This window comes from Micromonospora yangpuensis, assembly GCF_900091615.1.
In the GTDB taxonomy this organism is placed as follows: Bacteria; Actinomycetota; Actinomycetes; order Mycobacteriales; family Micromonosporaceae; genus Micromonospora; species Micromonospora yangpuensis.
Genome location: NZ_FMIA01000002.1, coordinates 1,273,376 through 1,294,619, shown reverse-complemented (window position 1 = coordinate 1,294,619; position 21,244 = coordinate 1,273,376). Strand labels below are relative to the sequence as shown.

The window sequence follows — 21,244 nt, the reverse complement described above, 5'->3', positions numbered from 1 at the left end:
CGCTCGCCGACGGCGTGCTCGGCGGCGGAATCCGCGACGGGTCGCCCTTCGGCGGCCGGGTCCACTACCGGCTCCCGTTCGGCGGCGCGGACGGCGGTGGCGTAGGCCAGGGCGGCGCGGCGCAGGGCCGCCTCCGGGTCCAGGCCGGCGCTGCGGGCGGCGGCGACGGTGGCGAGCAGGCTCGCGCCGAGCCTGGCCTCCGGGTCGACCTGGGAGTCGGCCAGCGGCGGCGGGACGGCCAGCCCGACCCGGCCGGCCCGGTCCAGGATCTTGGCCGCCAGGGCAAGGGCGGGTTGGCTCAGCGCGATGCCGTCCAGCACCGAGTCCCGGGCCTTCTCGGCCTGTTTGATCCGCTCCCAGCTCGCCTCGATGTCAGCCAACGAGCCGGCCTCGCCGTCGGCGAAGACGTGCGGGTTGCGCCGCACCAGCTTCTCCACCAGCGCGCCGGCCACGTCGTCGACGCTCCACCGTTCGTCGTCGGGCAGGTTCTCCGCCAGCCGGGCGTGCAGCAGCACCTGGAGCAGCACGTCACCCAGCTCCTCGCGGAGCGCCTCGGTGTCGTCGGCGCTGATCGCGTCGTACGCCTCGTAGCACTCCTCCAGCAGGAAGTGGGCGAGGCTGCGGTGGGTCTGCGCCCGCTTCCACGGGTCGCCGCCGGGCGAGGCCAGCCGGTCCATCACCTCGACCGCGTCGAGCAGCCGGGCCCCCGGCGGGTCCCACGAGCCGTACATCAGTTCCAGCTCGGCCAGGCCGGGCTCGCGGGCCAGCCGCAGCCCCACCTGCCGGGCCAGCGACTCGTCGCCGGCCGGGCCGGCCAACCAGACCACCGTGCCGTATTCGGCGGCGGCGTCCAGCAACGCCTGCGCCGGTGGGCCGTCGACCACGGTGACCTCGACGCCCGTCGCGTCCAGCGCCGCGGTCAGCGCGCTGCGCTCCCCGGCCAACACCGGACGGGTACGCAGCACGTCCCAGGCGGCAGCGGTCAGCAGGCCGGCCGGCAGCCGCGGTGAGGTGACCAGCAGTACGATCCGCCGGGTCATGCTCAACCGGCGGCCGGGGCGGCGCTCGGGCCGCCGGCCGGGGCGCGCGGGGTCGAGATGTCGGTCACCGGGCCGGCCTCGTCGATGTAGGGCAGCGAGTAGAAGACCAGCGACTGGCCGGTGCTGACCACCGACGGCACCCCGATCGGCCGGAACCTCGGATTGATCGTCGTGCCGACCCGCTCGGCCTCGGAGGTGAGGGCGGCGCTGAGCGCGGAGGCCTGCCGGACGAAGGTGCCCTCGCCGAAGGCCTGCCGCACCTCGGCCACGGAGAGGCCGGGCTGGATCGCCCCGGTCTTCTCGATCGCCCGGTAGACCGCCAGCACCGCGTCGTCGCTGAGCTGGGCCGGCGGCAGCGCGCCGCCGAGCGCGGTGGAGACGTCCAGCCACTCGCTCCAGAGCTTGGTGTACTCGGCGGTGGCGGGCATCTGGAGCTGCTCCGCCAGCTGCTCGGGCCGGATCTCGTCGGGCACCTGGACACCCTTGTCGGCGGCCACCCGCCGGCCCAGCTCCAGGCTGACCAGCAGGTTGACCACGTCCTGGCGGGTCACCTTCGAGCGCAACTGCTCGGGCGACGGGGTGGCGTCGGCCTGGGTGGCCTGCTCGCGTACGGCCGCGCCGTAGCGGGCCTGGGCGTCGTCGTAGACCTCGTCCACCCGCTCCAGCGAGTACCTCGCGTCACCGACGTACGCGGCGACGTCCGGTGAGCTGTTGCCGCAGCCGGCGACGGAGACAAGACCGAGAGCCGCGACGCTGGCAGCGGCGATGAGACGACGAACACGCATACGGATCACTCTCTCACACCCTCCGGGCGGCCCCGACCGGCCCGGGGCGTCACTTCCCGGCCCCGACGGGCGCGCCGAGGACGTCGGTGAGCAACTGCTCGCACCACTGCAGCAGGGCCTGGTCGCGCAGCGGCTCGCCGCCCACCCGGCGGGTGCTCGGCCGGGGCACGCTCACCTGGTCGGTGGCCTGCTTGTAGACCGAGTCCGGGTGGTACCGCTTGAGTCGCAGCTGCTTGGAGTCGGGCAGCGGCAGCGGGCCGAAGCGCAGGTGCTTGCCCTGCATGCTGACGTCGGTCAGGCCGTAGCGGCGGGCCAGCAGCCGGAACCGGGCCACCGCGATCAGGTTCTGCACCGGGGCGGGCGGTTCGCCGTACCGGTCGGTCATCTCGGCGGCCACCTCGCGCAGCCGGTCGTCGTCGCGGGCCTCGGCGAGCTTGCGGTACATCTCCAGGCGCAGCCGCTCCACCCCGACGTAGTCGTGCGGCAGGTGCGCGTCGACCGGCAGATCGATCTTGACGTCGGTCTCCTCCTCGGCCTGCTCACCCTTGAACGCCGAGACCGCCTCACCGACCATCCGGACGTACAGGTCGAAGCCGACGCCCTCGATGTGGCCGGACTGCTCGCCGCCGAGCAGGTTGCCCGCGCCCCGGATCTCCAGGTCCTTCATCGCCACGTACATGCCGGCGCCCAGCTCGGTGTGCTGGGCGATGGTGGCCAGCCGCTCGTGGGCGTGCTCGGTCAGCGGCTTCTCCGGCGGGTAGAGGAAGTACGCGTACGCCCGCTCCCGGCCCCGGCCGACCCGGCCCCGGATCTGGTGCAGCTGGGCCAGGCCGAGAAGGTCGGCCCGCTCCACGATCAGCGTGTTGGCGTTCGGGATGTCGATGCCGGACTCCACGATCGTGGTGCAGACCAGCACGTCGAACTCCTTCTCCCAGAAGCCGACCATCACCTTCTCCAGGGCCTCCTCGCCCATCTGCCCGTGCGCCACCGCGACCCGGGCCTCGGGCACCAGCTCGCGCAGCTTCCGGGCCGTCCGGTCGATCGACTCGACCCGGTTGTGCAGGTAGAACACCTGCCCGTCGCGGAGCAGTTCACGGTGGATGGAGGCGGCCACCTGCCGGTCGTCGTACGCCCCGACGGCGGTCAGCACCGGGTGCCGCTCCTCCGGCGGGGTGGCGATGGTGGACATCTCCCGGATCCCGGTGATCGCCATCTCCAGGGTCCGCGGGATCGGGGTGGCCGACATGCTGAGCACGTCGACCGAGGCGCGCAGGGTCTTCAGGTGCTCCTTGTGCTCGACGCCGAAGCGCTGCTCCTCGTCCACGATCACCAGGCCGAGTTGCTTGAACCGGGTGGCGGTCTGCAGCAGCCGGTGGGTGCCGATGACGATGTCGACGCTGCCGTCGGCGACCATCTCCAGGGTCCGCTCGGTCTCCTTCGGCGTCTGGAACCTCGACAGCTGCCGGATGACCACCGGGAACTGCCCCATCCGCTCGGCGAAGGTGTTGTAGTGCTGCTGGGCCAGGAGCGTGGTGGGCACCAGCACCGCCACCTGCTTGCCGTCCTGGACCGCCTTGAACGCCGCCCGGACCGCGATCTCGGTCTTGCCGTACCCGACGTCGCCGCAGATCAGCCGGTCCATCGGGACGGTCTGCTCCATGTCCCGTTTGACCTCCTCGATGGCGGCCAGCTGGTCGGGGGTCTCCTGCCAGGGGAAGGCGTCCTCCAGCTCCCGCTGCCACGGGGTGTCCGGACCGAAGTTGTGCCCCTTGGACGCCTTGCGGGCGGCGTAGAGCTGGATGAGCTGGGCGGCGATCTCCCGGACCGCCTTACGGGCCCGGGCCTTGGACTTCTGCCAGTCCGAGCCGCCCATCTTGTGCAGGGTGGGCTGCTCGCCGCCGACGTACCGGCTGAGCTGGTCGAGCTGGTCGGTGGGGACGAAGAGCCGGTCGCCCGGCTGGTTGCGCTTGCTGGGGGCGTATTCGATGACCAGGTACTCCCGGGAGGCCCCGTTCACGGTGCGCTGCACCAGCTCCACGTACCGGCCGATGCCGTGCTGCTCGTGCACCACGTGGTCGCCGGCCTTCAGCTCCAGCGGGTCGATGGTGTTGCGCCGCCGGCTCGGCATCTTGCGCATGTCCCGGGTCGAGCTGCCCCGGCCGCCGGTGATGTCGTCGCCGGTGAGCAGGACGAACCGGGACGCCTCGTCGACGAAGCCGTGGCGCAGCGGACCGCAGGCGACCAGCAGCTCACCCGGGGCCGGGGCGGTCGGCACCTGGTCGACCAGGCGGGCACCGAGGCCGGCGTCGCGCAGCACCTCGACGGCCCGCTGGGCGGGACCGTGCCCCTCGAAGACCAGCGCGATCGACCAGCCCTCGCCGGACCAGCGGGTGAGGTCGTCGACCAGGCGCGGCGTCTCGCCGTGGTACAGCGGGGCGGGTTGGGCGGCCAGCGTGACGGCGATCGCGTCGTCGGGGGTGACGTCCACCTCCCCGGGCGCGTCCTCCCAGGGCTGCCGGGCCGGTGCCGCGTCGGCCTGGGCCAGCCCGAACGGCGACAGCGTCCACCAGGGCTGACGCCGCGTCGCGGCGGTGGCGCGTACCTCGGCCAGGGTCTTGAAGGCGGCGGCGCCGAGGTCCACCGGGGCCTGGCCTCCGACAGCGGCCGCGGCCCAGCTGGCCTGCAGAAACTCCTCCGAGGTACGGACCAGGTCGTGCGCCCGGGTGCGGATCCGCTCCGGATCGCAGAGCAGTACGTGGGTGCCGGCCGGCATGGTCTCCAGCAGCAGCTCCAGGCTGTCGTCGCCGAGCAGCGCCGGGACCAGCGACTCCATCCCCTCCACCGGGATGCCCTCGGCCAGCTTGTCGAGGATCTCGGCCAGCTCGGGATGCTCCTTGGCCAGCGCGGCGGCCCGCTCCCGCACGTCCGGGGTGAGCAGCAGCTCCCGGCAGGGCGGTGCCCACAGCCCCGGCACCGCCTCGATGGTGCGCTGGTCGGCGACGGCGAAGGTACGGATCTCCTCCACCTCGTCGCCCCAGAACTCGACCCGGGACGGATGCTCGTCGGTGGGCGGGAAGACGTCCAGGATCCCGCCGCGCACCGCGAACTCGCCGCGCTTGGTGACCAGGTCCACCCGGGCGTACGCCAGGTCCGTCAGCCGGCGGGCGACCTGCTCCAGATCGGCCTCGGCCCCACCGGTCAACCGCACCGGCTCCAGGTCACCGAGCCCCTTGAGCTGCGGTTGCAGCAGCGAACGGACCGGAGCGACGACCACCCGCAACGCCCCGGTACGACCGTGGGCGTCGGCGGCGTCCGGGTGCGCCAGCCGGCGCAGCACCGCCAGCCGCCGGCCGACCGTGTCGGAGCGGGGCGAGAGGCGCTCGTGCGGCAACGTCTCCCAGGACGGGAAGACGGCCACCTGCTCCGCCGGCAGCAGACCGCCCAGCGCGGCGGCCAGGTCGTCGGCCTCCCGGCTGGTCGCGGTCACCGCCAGCACCGGCCGCCCGGCCCCGCCGCCGGTGCCCGGCCGCCCGGCGCCTCCGCCCGGGTGCCCGGTACCGGTGCCTGGCCGCCCGGTGCCGGTGCCCGGGTGCCCGGCGCCTCCGCCCGGGTGCCCGGCGCCGGTGCCCGGTGCCGCTGCTCCGCCGCCCGGTCGCCGGGTGTCGTTCTCGGTGTCGGGGTGGCCGTCGGGGTCGGCGGCGACCGCCGCCACCGCGAACGGGCGCAACGCCGGTGGGGCGGTCAGATCGAGCCCGTCGACCTGCGCGGCACCGGACCGCGCGAGGTCACGCGCCCGAGCCAGCCCCGGGTCGGCCAGGGCGGCGGAGAAAAGTCCGGCGAGCATGTGATCACTTCCAGCGGGAGGACACGACGATCACCCCGCGTCCGGGCTGGACGGGGGGTTACACCAGTCGACACTATCTCTCTGTGGTGACATCCGTTCGGCCAGCCGGTAGCCACGGCCCGGTACGGTCCGGCCCACGAAGATCCAGTTCAGCGCGGTCCGAGCTGTGCGGGTCCGACCTGGGGTGGTTCGGTGTCTGAGGGGGTCGGCAGTGATCCCCGCCGGGCCACGACCGCCGCCCGGTGGCGGGTGCTCGGGCACCCCGACGGCATGCTGATCTTCCAGGCGCGATGCCTCGTCGAGCAGCACGGCTGGACCGAGCCCGCACCAGAGGCCCGGCACCGGGTGCTGCTCGGCCGCTCCGGGGTGTACCGGCGGCGGCTCAACGACCGGATCGAGTTCTCCGACGCCACCTCGGTGGTGCTCACCCGCCCCGGTGACGAGTTGTCGGTCTCCCACCCGCTGGGCTGCGGAGACTCGTACACCTGTCTGGAGGTCGACGCCGAGGTGCTGGCCGAGCGACCCGACGCCGCGCACTGGCTCGACCGGGGTGGCTGGGCGGGCAGCTCCGACGCCCGGCTGGACCTGGCACACCGGCTGCTGGTCGCCGAGGCGAGTCGGGGCCTGGACGCCTTCGAGCTTGCCGAACGGCTGCACCTGTTCCTCGGCCGGCTGTTGCAGCACACCACCCGCGCCGCCGACCCACCCGGTGCCGAGGTGGACCGGGCCGTCCGCCGCCGGCCGGCCACCCTGGTCGCGCACCGGCGACTGGCCGACCGGGCCCGCGAGGTGCTGGCCGGCCACGGCTTCACCCGTACCCTCGACGAGGTGGCCCGTGAGGTGGGCAGCTCACCGCACCATCTGAGCCGAGTGTTCCAGCGGGTCACCGGGGAGAGCCTGACCGCGTACCGGAACCGGTTGCGGGTCCGCGCGGTGCTCGACACCCTCGCCGAGTCCAACGGCCGGCCGCTGCGCGCGGTCGCCGCCGACCACGGCTTCGCCGACCAGGCCCACCTCACCCGGGTGGTCCGGGACCAACTCGGCCAGCCGCCGGCCCAGCTACGCCGGCTGCTCACCTGACCCTTTCTGCCCAGCCCGATGACTGGGCGTCCGGTGTCCCGAGGGACGGCGGTGTCTGGCACCCCCTGGGCGGGCGGTGAACCCGGTGCGGCGCACACGGAGCGGCGCACACGGAGCGGCGCACACGGAGCGGCGCACACGGAGCGGCGCACACGGAGCGGCGCACACGGAGCGGCGCACAAGATCTTGGAAGAAAAGTGCCCCTCCGGGGGCCGATAACTTCCAAGATCTTCTCCGCCGGGCGGAGGCGACACCAGGTTGGCGGAGTGCCGGTGCGGGTGGCCCGGGGGTGGGGCGGCGGCCTGGGGGGTGGGGTGGGGTGGGGTGGGGTGGCTGTGTCGGTGAAGTGAGCAACGATGTTCAAGACCCGGGCCCGGTAGCCGGCCGAAGATGGTCCACGGGGCCCGGGGAGATCGCCGTGCTGGCGGCCCGGGGGTGCGCGGACCTGTTCGGGGAGGCCCGCGGCCCCCGCCCCGGGTACGCCAGGGTTGCCGTGCCGGGCGGGAAGTGCACGCCCGGACTACGGTGGGCGGAGTTGATCGAGCGCCGGGGACGAGACCGCGCTCGTGGGACGACTCCGCCTCACCCGTCGATCTCTGGAGTGCCTCCGGTGTCCACCCCGCCGTCCTGGTCGTCGCCCGACCAACAACCGCAGTCCGGGCCACCCTCGGCGTACCCGCAGGGATGGCCGCAGCCGGGGCAGTCGCAGCCCGGCTACCCGCAGTCCTACCCGCCGGTGCCTCCACCGGCACCGACGACCAAGCGGATCCCCGAGGACCAGCCCTTCGTGGCCCGGCCCAACATCGCCAAGCGAGTCGGGCTGATCAGCGCGGTCGTGGGTGCGGTCCTCCTGCCCATCCTCTGCTGTGTCGGTTTCGCCATCGCCCAGGCCGGCAGTGCTGGAAGCGCCGTCGGCATCACCGTGGTCATCGCCGTGATCAGCCTGCTCGGGCTCGTGCTGCCGCTGGGACTCCAAATCTGGCTGCTCGCGTCCGGTGGGCCGGTGCTGGCGCTCGGCCCCGACGGGTTGTGGATCCGGTCCCGACCGACCCGGGGTCAGGCGGTCTGGCTGCCCTGGGAGGCCGTCGCGCAGATCTCCCGTCGCCGCTGGAGTCTGGAGAAGATGCTGGTCGTTCAGCCCCACGACCCCCGGACGCTGCAGAACCTGGGCGCGTACACCGCCTTCGACAGCGGACTCCTGAAGGCCTTCTACGGCTCCGGGCTGGTCGCCACGCTCAACTTCGCCGACAGGTCGGAGGCGGAGATCCTGGCCGCCGTCCAGTACTACAGCGCCGGCCGTTGCCCCCTCCGCTGAACAAAAAGCGGCGCGGACAGGCCCACCCGAGACAAGTAGCCCAAGCACGCCCCCCACCCCCCACCCACCTGACCACGGGCGAACCACCAGTAGCCGCGGGTCTGGGGAGATCTGTTGTCGCCCTGGCGACAACAGATCTCCCCACACCTTTCGTTGCCCCTGACGTCCGGCGACGCGAAGCGGCGCGGCACTCGGTGGCCGACCAGCAGGCGGTTCGGGGTTCAGTAGGTCACTTTTGTCGGGCTTCTTCCCGGTCGAGGCCCGCGACTGGTCCCGCCTGAGCGGTGGCGATCGAGCGGTTTCCCGGGCGGGGTGGACGGGCCCACCGGCGGCCGGGCACGATGCGGTGATGCCTACCGATCCCGTTCGTGAGCTCCCGGGTGCCCGCCGGCACGTGGAGCTGAGCCATGTGATCTCGGACGGCATGACGACCCTGCCGGACTGGCCGGGACCCCGGATCAGCGACTGGCTTTCCCGGGAGGCGTCCCGCGACCGGTACGCCCCCGGCACCGAGTTCCACGTCGGGCGGATCGACATGATCGCCAACACCGGCACCTATCTGGACACTCCGTCGCACCGGTACGCCGACGGTGCGGACCTGACCGGTGTGCCCCTGGACCGCCTCGCCGACCTGCCCGGGGTCGTGGTCCGGGTGCCCGCCGGCTCCCGGGCGGTCGACCGGCCGTTGCTGGCGACGTACGAGGTGGCGGGGCGGGCGGTGCTGCTGCACACCGGCTGGGATGTCCACTTCGGCACCGGACGGTACTCCGGCCCGGAGGCGCCGTACCTGACCGGGGCGGGCGCCCGGTGGCTGGTCGAGGCGGGGGCCGTGCTGGTCGGGATCGACTCGGTGAACATCGACGACATGCGGCCGGCCGAGGTCGGCACCCGTCCCGCGCACAGCACGTTGCTGGCTGCCGGGGTGCCCATCGTGGAGCATCTGACCGGGCTGGCGGCGTTGCCTCCGCAGGGTTTCCGGTTCACCGCCGCCCCTCCGATGGTCGCCGGCATGGGCACCTTCCCGGTCCGAGCTTTCGCGACCTTGCCCGGCTGAGCAGGGCCCCGTCCTGACCTGAGCAGCGTCCCCTGCCCGCCTGAGCAGCGTCTGCTCCCCGTCTGAGCAGCGTCTGCTGACCGTCTGAGCTGGGCTAACGGGGGAAGGGCGCAACCTCGCCGATCGGTCGAAGTGGACCTTAGCCATCACTTTCGTTCACTTCGATAAAAGTAGTTGCCAGATCGATGAAAGCTGTGGACACCCTGACTGCAAGTCCGTTAGGGTCAGGCCACGAACTTGTTTCGACGAGGTATCCGGCGGCGCGGCTACCTCGCGGGACCTGGCAACGGGGCGAGCCTCACGCGCCCACGGCCACGGTCGTTCCGTCGGGGTCGCACCCCAGCGGAACAGCTCCAGTTCCGACGCGTCGGCGCGCGTCCTGTCCCTGGCCCCTCCGACTCCGCCCGCCCTCCCCCGCGCAGCGAGACCAGCCCGGACGATCCACCACCGCCTCACCACGATCGCCGCACGCTGGGCCGTCGCCTGCCTGAGCCCGCCTCACGCTGAGCCTCACCGCACGTGGACCCCACGCACGCCACCGTTGCACAGCACGCCACCGCTGCACAGCACGCCACCTTGCACCGCACGCCACCGTTGCACCGCACGCCACCGTTGCACCGCGCGTCAGGTCGCACCGCACATCACGTCGTACCCCAGGCAAGCCTGCCCACCAGCGACACCGGGCAGGTGCGGCTGCCGCGCGCCCGACAACGGCCACCACCCCGACGTCCCGGCGGACCTCACCCCCGGGATGCCCGACAAAGTCTGAAAAAGACGTTGATGAAAGGTATGCCGGAGATGCTATTGCGCTCCCTCAGAGACGGCACACCGAGCGGTCCCCGTCCTCCCATAGCACCCTCCGGCCGGTTCCGCCGGCCGCTGGCCGCCCTCACCCTGGCGCTCACCCTGGTGGTCACCTCCGCGCTGAACGCCGTGCCGGTGGGTGCCCAGGAGAGCAGCGCCCAGCAACTGGAGCAGACCCTCACCTGGACGGCGGACAACGATGTCACCAGGTACAAGACCGCGCCCACCACCGCCGTGGCCGGGCCGACCACGCTGGTCTTCGAGAACAGCGCGGCGACCGGCAACACCAGCGGCATGCAGCACACCCTGACCTTCGACACCGGTGACCCGCGGTACAACCAGGACGTCAACGTCAACATCCTGGCCGACCCGTTCGACGCCAACGGTGGCCGGTGGACGGTGGACGTGGTGCTCACCCCCGGCACGTACCGCTTCTTCTGCGCGATCCCCGGGCACGGCTCGATGACCGGCCTGCTGGTCGTCACCGGCGGAGACGAGGGGGAGGACACCACCGCACCGACGGTGAGCGCCTCGCTCGCCGGACAACAGGACAACAGCGGCGCGTACGTCGGGGCGGCCACCGTCACCCTGACCGCCGAGGACGCCGGGTCCGGTGTGGAAAGCGTCGAGTACTCCCTGGACGGTGCGCCCTACACCACGTACACCGCGCCGTTGACAGTCAACGAGCCCGGTGCGCACAAGGTCGACTACCGGGCCACCGATGTCGCCGGCAACACCTCGGCGGTCCGGTCGGTGGACTTCACGGTGGTCGCTCCGCCGGACCCGGACACCACCGCGCCGACGGTCACGGTGGCGGTCAGCGGCGAGCGGGACGCCGACGGCGCGTACGTCGGTGCGGCCACGGTGACCCTGACCGCCAGCGACGCCGACTCCGGCGTGGCCCGGATCGAGTACTCCCTGGACAGCCAGCCGTTCACCACGTACACCGGTCCGTTCGCGGTCAACCGGCCGGGTCAGCACAGCGTGAGCTACCGGGCCACCGACAACGCCGGCAACACCTCGACGGCCGAGACGGTCAGCTTCTCGGTGGTGATGGGTGGTACCGACCCGGACTGCCCGGTGCTGGACACCCGGACGACTGTCTGGTTCGGCACGGTCAACAGCGGGTTGCCGAACCGGACGGTGGGCACCGGCTGCACGATCAACAACCTGATGGCCAGCGAGCGGAACTGGCTCAACCACGCCGAGTTCATGACCCACGTCCGGGCGACCACCCAGCACCTGATGCACCTCGGGGTGATCAACCGGGACGAGCGGCAGCTCCTGGTCGACTCGGCCCGCGAGTCGAACGTCGGCAAGTCCGACGAGCAGACCGGCTACCGGTCACTGCTGAGCCGCTCGGGCGCCTCGTTCAAGGAGTGGGAGCACGTCGGCCCGGGTGGGTTCACCCGCAGCTCCGACGGCTCGATCACCAGCAAGCCGGTCGCCGGCCTGGGCATGCTCTGGTACCCGGTCCGCAGCTACGGTGACTTCTCGCTGAAGCTGCAGTGGCGCGACGACGCCCCGGGCGACGGCCGGGCCAACAGCGGGGTCTTCGTCCGCTTCCCGGGTGTGCACCAGCACCCGCAGGAGTCCCGGCCCGAGTGGGTGGCGATCAAGTACGGCCACGAGATCCAGATCCTCGACCGCACCGACGGTGACCAGTACAAGACCGGGTCGGTCTACGGATTCGACCAGGTGAACCTGGCCGGGGCCGGGGTCACCGAGAAGGGCACCTGGAACGACTACGAGATCCGGGTGGTCGGGCAGCACTACTCGATCTTCCGCAACGGCGTGCTGATCAACGAGTACGTCAACGACCCCGGTGCGGCCTTCAGCCCGCCGCGGGCGGACGACCCGGGTGGCGCCGGCCGGCAGAACACCCACGGGTACATCGGCCTCCAGGTGCACGGGGCGAACGACATCGTCAGCTTCCGCAACGTCCGCGTCGCGCCGCTGACCCCCTGACCCCACCCCGCCTCCACTTCTCGTCAGCCGTGGCCGGCAGGGCCGCCGGCCACGGCTGACCGACCCGATTGGAACCACCGTGGATCAGAACGACGTGCTCGACAACCAACCCGAACCTCCGCGACGACGCCGAACAAGCGGCCTGCGTACCCTGCTCGCGCTGGCGGTGGCCGCGGTCACGCTGGGCAGCGCGGGAACGGCCTTCGCGGTCCAGTCCGGCTTCTTCGCCGAGAAGCCCGACGGCTGCGTCGCACCGGACCGCACCCTGCAGCTGTACGCGGTGGAGCTGCCCAAGGACCCGTCGACCAACCAGGTCCGGCTCGGGTACGGGCTGACCCCGCAGACCGCCTCGTACCCGGGGCCGACGATGGAGATGATCGAGGGCGAGTGCCTGGCGATCACCCTGCACAACCAGGTGCCGGAGGCGACCCTGGCGCAGCTGCGCACCGACCCGGAGCATCCGCTCGGGGTCTCGTTGCACGTGCACGGGGTCAAGTACACCCAGGACTCCGACGGCACGGTGCACAGCGGCTCGTACGTGGCCTCGGGCGAGTCGCGTACCTACACCTGGTACGCCAAGCCGCGCAACGCCAAGACCGGCTCGCCGGGCACCGCCGGCTACTGGTGGTACCACGACCACGTCGTCGGCGGCACCCACGGTACCCAGGGTCTCAACGCCGGCCTCTTCGGCGGCCTGGTGGTACGGCGGCAGGGCGACCTCCGGCCGGACCGCACCTACGTGAGCTTCTTCGGTGACCGGCAGACCATCAACCTGCGCCGGGGTGCCGAGGTGGACACCTGTGACGCGGAGAACCCACAGCCCGGACCGACCTGCCTGGTCGCCAAGCAGGGCGAGCGGGTGGAGTTCATCGTGGTCGGGATCGGCAACGACATGCACACCTTCCACCTGCACGGGCATGCCTGGGCGGACACCCGCACCGGGGTGGTCGCCGGGGACAACAAGGCGTTGGTCGACTCGATTCCGGTGATCGACAACAAGACACTCGGGCCGGGTGACTCCTTCGGGGTGACGATCGTCGCCGGTGACGCGGTCGGACCGGGGCACTGGATGCTGCACTGCCACATGCAGTTCCACTCCGACCTCGGCATGGCGACGTCGCTGCACATCCTCGACAAGAACGGCCAGATGCCGCCGCACCACGGGCACCACGGCCCGGCCCAGGTCAACGGGCCGGCCGGCAACCCCACCACGGCCGGAAGTGCGGCACACGCCGGGCACCAACCCGCCGGTTCCTGACCTGCCCACCACCCCCACCCGTCCACCGAAGGAGCAGAAATGGCCCTTAAACGCCATTTCCGACTAACCCGACTGACCACCTCCACCCGCCGCGCGCTCGCCGTGACCTCGGCCGCCGTCCTCACCGCCGGCCTGCTCGCCGTGGTCCCGGCCGCGTCCGAGCCGGCCAGCGCGGCCCCGCCCACCTGGGGATCCCGGGTGGTCAACGTGCTGGTCTTCCACGGACCCGCCGCCGACCAGGCCGACCCGGTGAACCGGGCCGCCAACATCATCCGCCAGCTCGGCAGCGAGCACGGGTTCTACGTGCACACCTCCGCCGACCCGGGCGTCTTCACCGCCGACAACCTGGCCAAGTACCGCAGCGTCGTCTTCCTCTCCGCCAACGGGGTGACCCTCAGCGACGACCAGGAGGCGGCCTTCCAGTCGTACGTCAAGGGCGGCGGCGGTTTCGTCGGCATCCACGACGCCGCGTACGCCCAGCCCAGCTCGGAGTGGTTCACCGGCCTGATCGGCACCCGGCCGGCACCCAGCCTGCCCGCCGCCGAGAAGGTGGTGGAGGCGACCGCCAGCGGTCAGAACCCGCCGAACGAGGCCGCCACCCACGCCTTCGACGGCACCACCAGCACCAAGTGGCTGACCCGGACCAACACCGGCTGGTTGGCCGGCAAGCTCGCCGAGCCGACCGTGGTCGACCGGTACGCCCTCTCCTCGGCCAACGACTTCCCCGGCCGGGACCCGAAGGACTGGACGCTGCAGGGCTCCGCCGACGGACAGACCTGGACCGACCTGGACAAGCGCACCGGCGAGAGCTTCCCGCAGCGCTTCCAGACCAAGCAGTACTCGTTCACCAACACCCAGGCCTACCAGCACTACCGGCTCAACATCACCGCCAACAGCGGTGAGCCGCTCATCCAGCTCGCCGAGCTGTGGCTGATCGGCAACGACGCGCCGGCGGCCCCGGAGACCAAGGTGCAGGAGGCGGTGGTCCAGGTGACCGACCGCCAGCACCCGGCCAACAAGGGCCTGCCGCTGAACTGGACCCGCTCCGACCAGTGGATCAACTGGGACCCGAGCCCGGTCGGCCGGGTGCACACCATCGCCCAGGTCGACGAGACCAGCTACGACGCCGGACTCGCCGGCAACGGTCCGTTCCACCCGGTCTCCTGGTGCCGTGACTACGACGGCGGCCGGTCCTTCTACACCGGGATGGGGCGTACCGAGGACACCTGGACCTCCGACACCCAGTTCCGCAGCCACCTGCTCGGCGCGCTGCAGTGGACCGCCGGCACGGTCCAGGGTGACTGCAAGGCGACCATCTCGGCCAACTACCGGGTCGAGCGGCTCACCGTGGCCAACCAGTCCGGGCAGCTCGACCAGATCGGCGAGCCGCACGGGCTGACCATCGCCGAGGACGGCTCGGTCTTCTACATCGGCAAGGCGGCCTGCCCGTCCGGCCCGATCGCCGACTGGAACAACCCCAACGTCGGCCTGGGCTGCGGCACCATCCACCGCTGGGACCCGGAGAGCAAGCAGGTCAAGCTGCTCACCACCCTGCCGGTGATGGGCAACCGGGGCAGCGGCAGCGAGCTGGTCAAGAACGAAGAGGGCCTGATCGGCATCACCCTCGACCCGAAGTTCGCCGAGAACGGCTGGGTCTACGCGTTCTGGATGCCGCACGAGTCCATCGACCGGGAGAAGCGGGTCGGCAAGCGGACCGTCTCCCGGTTCACCTACGACAAGCAGGCCGACTCGATCGACCAGGACACCCGCAAGGACCTGCTGAGCTGGGACACCCAGATCCACAGCTGCTGCCACGCCGGTGGCGGGATGGCCTTCGACAACGAGGGCAACCTCTACATCGGCAGCGGGGACGCCAACTCCTCCGGCGGCTCCAACGGCTACTCCGGCAACAACTGGACCCAGGAGTACGCCGGCATCTCGTTCCAGGATGCCCGCCGTACCTCCGGCAACACCAACAGCTACAACGGCAAGATCCTGCGGATCCACCCGGAGGACGACGGCACGTACACCGTTCCCGAGGGCAACCTCTTCACCGGGCAGGAGGAGGGTGGCGGCAAGACCCTCCCCGAGATCTACGTGATGGGTGTCCGCAACATCTCCCGGCTCAACTGGGACCCGGTGAACAACTGGCTGACCGCGGCCTGGGTCGGCCCGGACGCCGCCACGCCGAGCCCGGAGCTGGGCCCGGCCAAGTACGAGCACGCCACCATCATCACCTCCGCCGGTAACCAGGGCTGGCCGTACTGCATGGGCAACAACCAGCCGTACCGGGACCGGAGCAACACCGACGCGACCCAGCTGACCGGCTGGTACGACTGCGACAACCTGAAGAACACCTCGCCGCGCAACACCGGTCTGGTGGACATTCCGCCGTCCCGGCCCAGCATGATCTGGTACTCGCCGCAGGGTGGTGGGCCGGTCTACCCGACCCGCACCGACGGCAGCGGGCTGCCCTCGTACGTCCTCGGTGAGGAGACCTTCACCCGCCCGTACCTGCGCGGTGGTGGCCAGGCCGTGATGGACGGCCCGACCTACCAGCGCTCGAAGGTCGACACCGACAGCGGGGTGGCCTGGCCGGCCCACTGGGACAACAAGTGGTTCATCGGCGACCAGTCCAACTCGGGCAACCGGGTGGCGGTCACCGTCGACCCGGCCGCCGTGCCCGAGCAGGGCGCACCGTCCTTCGCCGAGGACCTGCGGGCGATCATCCCGGGCGGCAACGGGGCCAACCAGCTCCAGTCCTGGATGGACGCCAAGTTCGGCCCGGACGGCGCGCTCTACATGCTGGACTACGCCGGTGGCTTCTTCAGCCTGCACGGCAACCAGAAGCTGATCCGGATCGTCTACACCGGCGGCGAGCCCACCCCGGGCCCGAGCCACGCCAGCGCGCAGATCGAGGCCGCCAGCAACTACCGGACGGTCTCCTTCTCCAGCGCCAAGGTCGGTGGCGTCTCCTGGGAGTGGGACTTCGGCGACGGCACCAAGGGCTCCACCCAGCCGCACCCGACACACACCTACCGCACGCACGGCTCGTACCAGGTCACGCTGAAGGTGAAGTACGCCGACGGCAAGACCGCCACCAGCACCATCGACGTCAGCACCGGCTGCGTCGCGCCGGACCGGCGCGACACGGTCTGGCTGCTCGACACCGACACCGGCCTGCCCAACCGGAAGGCCAACGGCGGGTGCACGATCAACGACCTGATCGACGACGAGCGGAGCTGGCCCAACCAGGGCTCGTTCCTGGCCCACCTGGACTCCGTGCTCGACCACCTCAGCAAGACCCGGGTGATCAACAACGAGGAGAAGGCCGCGCTGCGGACCGCCGGTGAGGCGTCCCCGATCGGCCGTACCCCCGGCTACCAGCCCATCTTCGACGGGTCGGCGTACTCGTTGGCGGACTGGCGGCAGGCACCCGGCGGGTCGTTCGCGCTCAACCCCGACGGGTCCATCCGCAGTATCGGCGGCATGGGCATGCTCTGGTACGCCGGCCAGGAACTGGCCGACTACTCGATCAAGCTCAAGTTCCGGGACTCCTCGCCGGGCACCACCCGAGCCAACAGCGGTGTCTTCGTCCGGTTCCCGGACCCGCGGACGCCGCTGGAGGAGCGGCCCGAGGGCAGTTGCTCCACGCTGGGCTCGGCCCGCACCTCCCAGGCCTGGGTGGCGATCATGTGCGGTCACGAGATTCAGCTGTACGACGGGGCGACCGGTGAGCCCCAGAAGACCGGTTCGGTGTACAACTTCCAGCCGCTGACCCTGGACCAGTCGGGGGCCACCCCGAAGGGTGAGTGGAACGACTACGAGATCCGGGTGGTCGGGCAGCGCTACACGATCATCCGTAACGGGGTCACCCTGAACGTCTTCGACAACGTCCCGGGCAAGCAGTCCTCCCGGGCCGGGGACCCCCCGACCGACCTGCGTCAGTTCACCAGCGGGTTCGTCGGTCTGCAGAACCACGGCAACAGTGACGTGATGGACTTCCGGGACATCCGGGTCCGCGCGCTCTGACGTTCCACCAGATGCCGGGTACGGGGACAGCCCCCGTACCCGGCACCGCCGTGCCCGCACCCCCTCCCCCTACCACCCCCAGCGGTAAGGAAGGGACCCTTCCTATACAAAAAGCGTTAACAAGGGGCCCTTCCTTGCGGGCGGGTGGGCGCGGATACGATCGGGGGGAGTCGGACAGCGCTGTCCTTCGTACTCGCGTAAGGAGCGCATCGTGACCGACCACCACGACCACGACGGCCCCGACGCCGCCCTGCGGGCGGACATCCGCCGGCTCGGCACCCTGCTCGGCCAGACCCTGGCCCGGCAGGAGGGCCGTCCCCTGCTGGACCTGGTCGAGGAGATCCGCGCCCAGGTGCGCACCGACGCCCCGGCCGCCGCCCAGCGGCTCGGCGGGCTGGACGTGACCACCGGCACCAAGCTGGCCCGCGCCTTCTCCACCTACTTCCACCTGGCCAACATCACCGAGCAGGTGCACCGGGCCCGGGACCTGCGCCGCCGCCGGGCGGTCCAGGGCGGCTGGCTGGACCAGGCGGCCCGGATGATCGCCGAGCGGGGGGTGCCGGCGGAGGAGATCGCCGCGGCAGCCCGCCGGCTGGCGGTCCGGCCGGTCTTCACCGCCCACCCGACCGAGGCGGCCCGGCGCTCGATCCTGTCCAAGCTGCGGGCCGTCGCCGACGAGCTGGACACCGAGACCGCCAACGCCATCCTCTACGGCGCCAGCGACGAGGGACCGGCCAACCGGCGACTGGCCGAGCTGCTCGACCTGATGTGGCAGACCGACGAGCTGCGGCTGGACCGGCCCGACCCGACCGACGAGGCGCGCAACGCCATCTACTACCTGCGTGACCTGTACGCCGAGGCCGCCCCGCAGGTCCTCGACGACCTCGCCGAGACGCTGCGTACCCTCGGGGTGGAGACCTCCCCCACCGCCCGGCCGCTGACCTTCGGCAGCTGGATCGGCGGCGACCGGGACGGCAACCCGTTCGTCACCCCGCTGGTCACCCGCGAGGTGCTGACCATCCAGCACGAGCACGGCATCGCTGCCACCGAGGCGGCGATGGAGGCGCTGATCGACGAGGTGAGCGTCTCCCGCCGGCTGCGCGGGGTGTCGCTGGACCTCTCCGCCAGCCTCGCCGCCGACCTGGACGCGTTGCCCGAGGTGGCCCCCCGGTTCCGTCGGGTCAACGCCGAGGAGCCGTACCGGCTCAAGGCCCGCTGTGTGAAGGCCAAGCTGGCCAACACCCGCCAGCGGCTGCGCCAGGCCACCCCGCACGTACCCGGGCGGGACTACCGGGGCTCGGCCGAGCTGATCGCCGACCTGGAGCTGCTGCGCGCCTCGCTGGCCCGCAACGCCGGCCAGCTCACCGCCGTCGGCCGGCTCGCCTCCACCATCCGTACGGTCTCCGCGTTCGGGCTGCACCTGGCGACCCTGGACGTACGCGAGCACGCCGAGAAGCACCACGAGGTGCTCGGTCAGCTCTACCGCTCGGTGGGTGAGGTCGACGACTACCCGGCGCTGAGCCGGCTGGAACGCACCAAGCTCCTCGCCGACGAGCTGGCCGGTCGTCGACCGCTCTCCGCCGCCGACACCCCACTCACCGAGTCGGCCCGCAAGACCTTCGACGTCTTCACCACCATCCGCGAGGCGCAGGACCGGTTCGGCTCCGAGATCATCGAGTCGTACATCATCTCGATGACCCTCGGGGTGGACGACGTGCTCGCCGCCGTGGTGCTGGCCCGCGAGGCCGGTCTGGTGGACGTGCACAGCGGCCGGGCCCGGATCGGCCTCGTGCCGCTGCTGGAGACCCCGGCCGAGCTGAACGCCGGCGGCGAACTCCTCGACGAACTGCTCTCCCTGCCGGCGTACCGGGCGCTGGTGGCGGCCCGGGGTGACGTGCAGGAGGTGATGCTCGGCTACTCCGACTCCAACAAGGAGGCCGGCATCACCACCAGCCAGTGGTCCATCCACCGGGCCCAGCGGGCGCTGCGGGACGTGGCCGCCCGGCACGGCGTACACCTGCGGCTGTTCCACGGTCGCGGCGGCACCGTCGGGCGCGGTGGCGGCCCGACCCACGAGGCGATCCTGGCCCAGCCGTACGGCACCCTGGACGGCGCGATCAAGGTCACCGAGCAGGGTGAGGTCATCTCCGACAAGTACACCCTGCCCTCGCTGGCCCGGGAGAACCTGGAGCTGACCCTGGCGGCGGTGCTGCAGGCGACGCTGCTGCACACCGCGCCCCGGCAGCCGGCCGAGATGCTGGAACGCTGGGACGCGACGATGGACGTGGTCTCCGAGGCGGCCTTCCGGTCGTACCGCTCGCTGGTGGAGAACCCGGACCTGCCGGCGTACTTCTGGGCCTCCACCCCGACCGAGCTGCTCGGCGCGCTGAACATCGGCTCCCGGCCGGCGAAGCGGCCCAACACCGGCGCGGGCCTGTCCGGCCTGCGGGCGATCCCGTGGGTCTTCGGCTGGACCCAGACCCGGCAGATCGTGCCCGGCTGGTTCGGCGTGGGCGCCGGGCTGGCCGCCGCCCGGGAGGCCGGCCACGCCGACGTGCTCGCCGAGATGTACCGCAACTGGCACTTCTTCCGGACGTTCCTGTCGAACGTGGAGATGATGCTCACCAAGACCGACCTGAGCATCGCCCGCCGGTACGTCGAGACCCTGGTGCCGGAGCCGTTGCACCCGATCTTCGACACCATCGAGGAGCAGTACGAGCTGACCCGGCGCGAGGTGCTGGCGGTGACCGCCTCACCCGACCTGCTGGACAACTCGCCGGTGCTGCAACGCACCCTGGCCGTGCGGGACACCTACCTGGAGCCGCTGCACCACCTGCAGGTGGCGTTGCTGCGCCAGTACCGCGACTCCGGTGCCGCCGGCCGGGCGGTCGTCACCGCCCCCGGTGGCCGCCGCGCCCCCAGTGACGGCACCGCCCTGGAGCGCGCCCTGCTCACCACGGTCAACGGCATCGCCGCCGGCATGCGCAACACCGGCTGAGGTGTAAGGAAGGGCCCCCTGTTAACGCTTTCGGTATAGCAGGGGCCCCTTCTCACCGGCTACGGCCCGCAGCGGCGCGGCGGTGAGACCGGCCCGCAGCGGCGAGATCGAAAAAAGCGGTGGCCGACCCGGAGCGGGTCGGCCACCGAGGTGCGTCGGCGTCGGCTCAGAAGTCGCCGCCGAAGTCACCGCCTCCGAAGTCACCACCGCCGAAGTCGCCGCCCATGTCCCCGCCGGCCATGTCGCCGCCCATGTCACCCATGTCACCGGCGTCACCCATGCCGTCCTGGTAACCCTCGGCGTAGCCCGGGTCGCCGAAGCTGGGCGAGAGCAGGGCGTCGGCGATCAGCATGCCACCGAGGACACCGGCACCGGCTCCGAGCGCCGTCTTCCACCAGGGCGTCGAGTACCACCCGGCGGGCACCGGTCGGCCCTGCATCCGCCCACCCGGGTAGTAGTACGGCGTGTCCCGCCCCGGCTGCGGGCCGGCCTTGAAGGTCTGCCCCTGCACATCGACCTGCCGCTCCTTGGTGATCTGCCCCACGCCCTGGGCGGCGGCCAGCGGCGGCAGCTCCGGCCCCGGGTCGATGCCGAGCGCCGTACGGGCCGCCCGGACGTAGGCGAGTCCCTCCAGGGCGGTCTCCCGGGCCAGCCGGAACTGTTGCGCCGTGCGGGCCTGCTCCAGCTGACTGCCGGCGGCGTTGTACCGCTCGCCGGCGTCGACGAGAGCCTGCCGGACCGCAGGCTCGTCGCCGTGCAGGTTCATCACCTGGCCGCCGAGCCGTTCGTACCAGCGCTGCGCGTCGGCCCGGACGTCGGCCAACTCCCGGGCCTGCCGCGCGGCGCTCTCCCGCCGCCACCACAGGAAACCGCCCGCCACAAGCGCCACGAGTACGACCACCAGCAGAAAATCCATGACTCGACGGTACCCGGGCCGGCCCACACCCGCCCTCCGGGCGACCGACGTTGATCAACTTCGGGGGTGTGAGAGGGGTGCCCCGCTATACGAAAAGCGTTAACAAGGGGCCCTTCCTTACACAGCGGTGGGGGTGGGGTTTGGCAAGCT

Annotated in this window: 8 protein-coding genes and 3 pseudogenes; 7 read left to right on the top strand and 4 right to left on the bottom strand. The window is 71.7% G+C overall.

Going from position 1 to position 21,244, the window contains the following annotated elements:
• Positions 1-74: 74 nt before the first annotated feature.
• From GA0070617_RS06145 to mfd, 3 genes and pseudogenes are all read right to left on the bottom strand, one after another.
• Positions 75-1,040: pseudogene (locus tag GA0070617_RS06145) on the bottom strand (nucleoside triphosphate pyrophosphohydrolase); the annotation flags it as partial.
• A 2-nt stretch (positions 1,041-1,042) separates the two neighbouring features.
• The gene (locus GA0070617_RS06140; protein WP_091434776.1) at positions 1,043-1,825 is read right to left on the bottom strand and encodes a SurA N-terminal domain-containing protein; all 783 of its coding nucleotides are present in this window, start codon (positions 1,823-1,825) and stop codon (positions 1,043-1,045) included.
• Between the two features lie 49 nt (positions 1,826-1,874).
• Positions 1,875-5,345 (bottom strand): annotated as a pseudogene (gene mfd / locus GA0070617_RS06135) (transcription-repair coupling factor); the annotation flags it as partial.
• A 516-nt stretch (positions 5,346-5,861) separates the two neighbouring features.
• Between mfd and GA0070617_RS06130 the strand changes: the two are divergent.
• The 7 genes and pseudogenes from GA0070617_RS06130 (at position 5,862) to ppc (ending at position 20,178) form a co-directional block, all read left to right on the top strand.
• Entirely contained in the window at positions 5,862-6,749 is an 888-nt protein-coding gene (locus GA0070617_RS06130) for a helix-turn-helix domain-containing protein (protein WP_091434775.1), read from the top strand.
• Between the two features lie 610 nt (positions 6,750-7,359).
• A complete protein-coding gene (locus tag GA0070617_RS06125) occupies positions 7,360-8,064 on the top strand; it encodes a hypothetical protein (RefSeq protein WP_091434773.1) in 705 nt (234 codons plus the stop codon).
• A gap of 349 nt (positions 8,065-8,413) precedes the next feature.
• Positions 8,414-9,118 (top strand): cyclase family protein, encoded by a 705-nt coding sequence (locus GA0070617_RS06120; RefSeq protein WP_091434771.1) that lies wholly within the window; start codon positions 8,414-8,416, stop codon positions 9,116-9,118.
• Between the two features lie 1,308 nt (positions 9,119-10,426).
• Positions 10,427-11,890: pseudogene (locus GA0070617_RS06115) on the top strand (OmpL47-type beta-barrel domain-containing protein); the annotation flags it as partial.
• Positions 11,891-11,969: 79 nt separating this feature from the next.
• Positions 11,970-13,148 (top strand): multicopper oxidase domain-containing protein, encoded by a 1,179-nt coding sequence (locus GA0070617_RS06110; RefSeq protein ID WP_091434769.1) that lies wholly within the window; start codon positions 11,970-11,972, stop codon positions 13,146-13,148.
• A 39-nt stretch (positions 13,149-13,187) separates the two neighbouring features.
• Positions 13,188-17,180 carry a ThuA domain-containing protein gene (locus GA0070617_RS06105; protein WP_091434766.1) on the top strand — a complete coding sequence of 1,331 codons (3,993 nt, stop codon included), beginning with the start codon at positions 13,188-13,190 and terminating at the stop codon, positions 17,178-17,180.
• 211 nt (positions 17,181-17,391) lie between these two features.
• Positions 17,392-20,178 carry a phosphoenolpyruvate carboxylase gene (ppc, locus tag GA0070617_RS06100; protein ID WP_091434764.1) on the top strand — a complete coding sequence of 929 codons (2,787 nt, stop codon included), beginning with the start codon at positions 17,392-17,394 and terminating at the stop codon, positions 20,176-20,178.
• Positions 20,179-20,344: 166 nt separating this feature from the next.
• On the opposite strand, the gene GA0070617_RS06095 is transcribed toward ppc, so the two are convergent.
• The gene (locus tag GA0070617_RS06095) at positions 20,345-21,094 is read right to left on the bottom strand and encodes a hypothetical protein (protein ID WP_091434762.1); all 750 of its coding nucleotides are present in this window, start codon (positions 21,092-21,094) and stop codon (positions 20,345-20,347) included.
• Positions 21,095-21,244: the final 150 nt, after the last annotated feature.

Coding starts and splice junctions, on each gene's coding strand:
- GA0070617_RS06105 (WP_091434766.1), top strand. CDS start 13,188: ATGGCCCTTAAACGCCATTTCCGACTAACCCGACTGACCACCTCCACC.
- GA0070617_RS06095 (WP_091434762.1), bottom strand. CDS start 21,094: ATGGATTTTCTGCTGGTGGTCGTACTCGTGGCGCTTGTGGCGGGCGGT.
- GA0070617_RS06140 (WP_091434776.1), bottom strand. CDS start 1,825: ATGCGTGTTCGTCGTCTCATCGCCGCTGCCAGCGTCGCGGCTCTCGGT.
- GA0070617_RS06120 (WP_091434771.1), top strand. CDS start 8,414: ATGCCTACCGATCCCGTTCGTGAGCTCCCGGGTGCCCGCCGGCACGTG.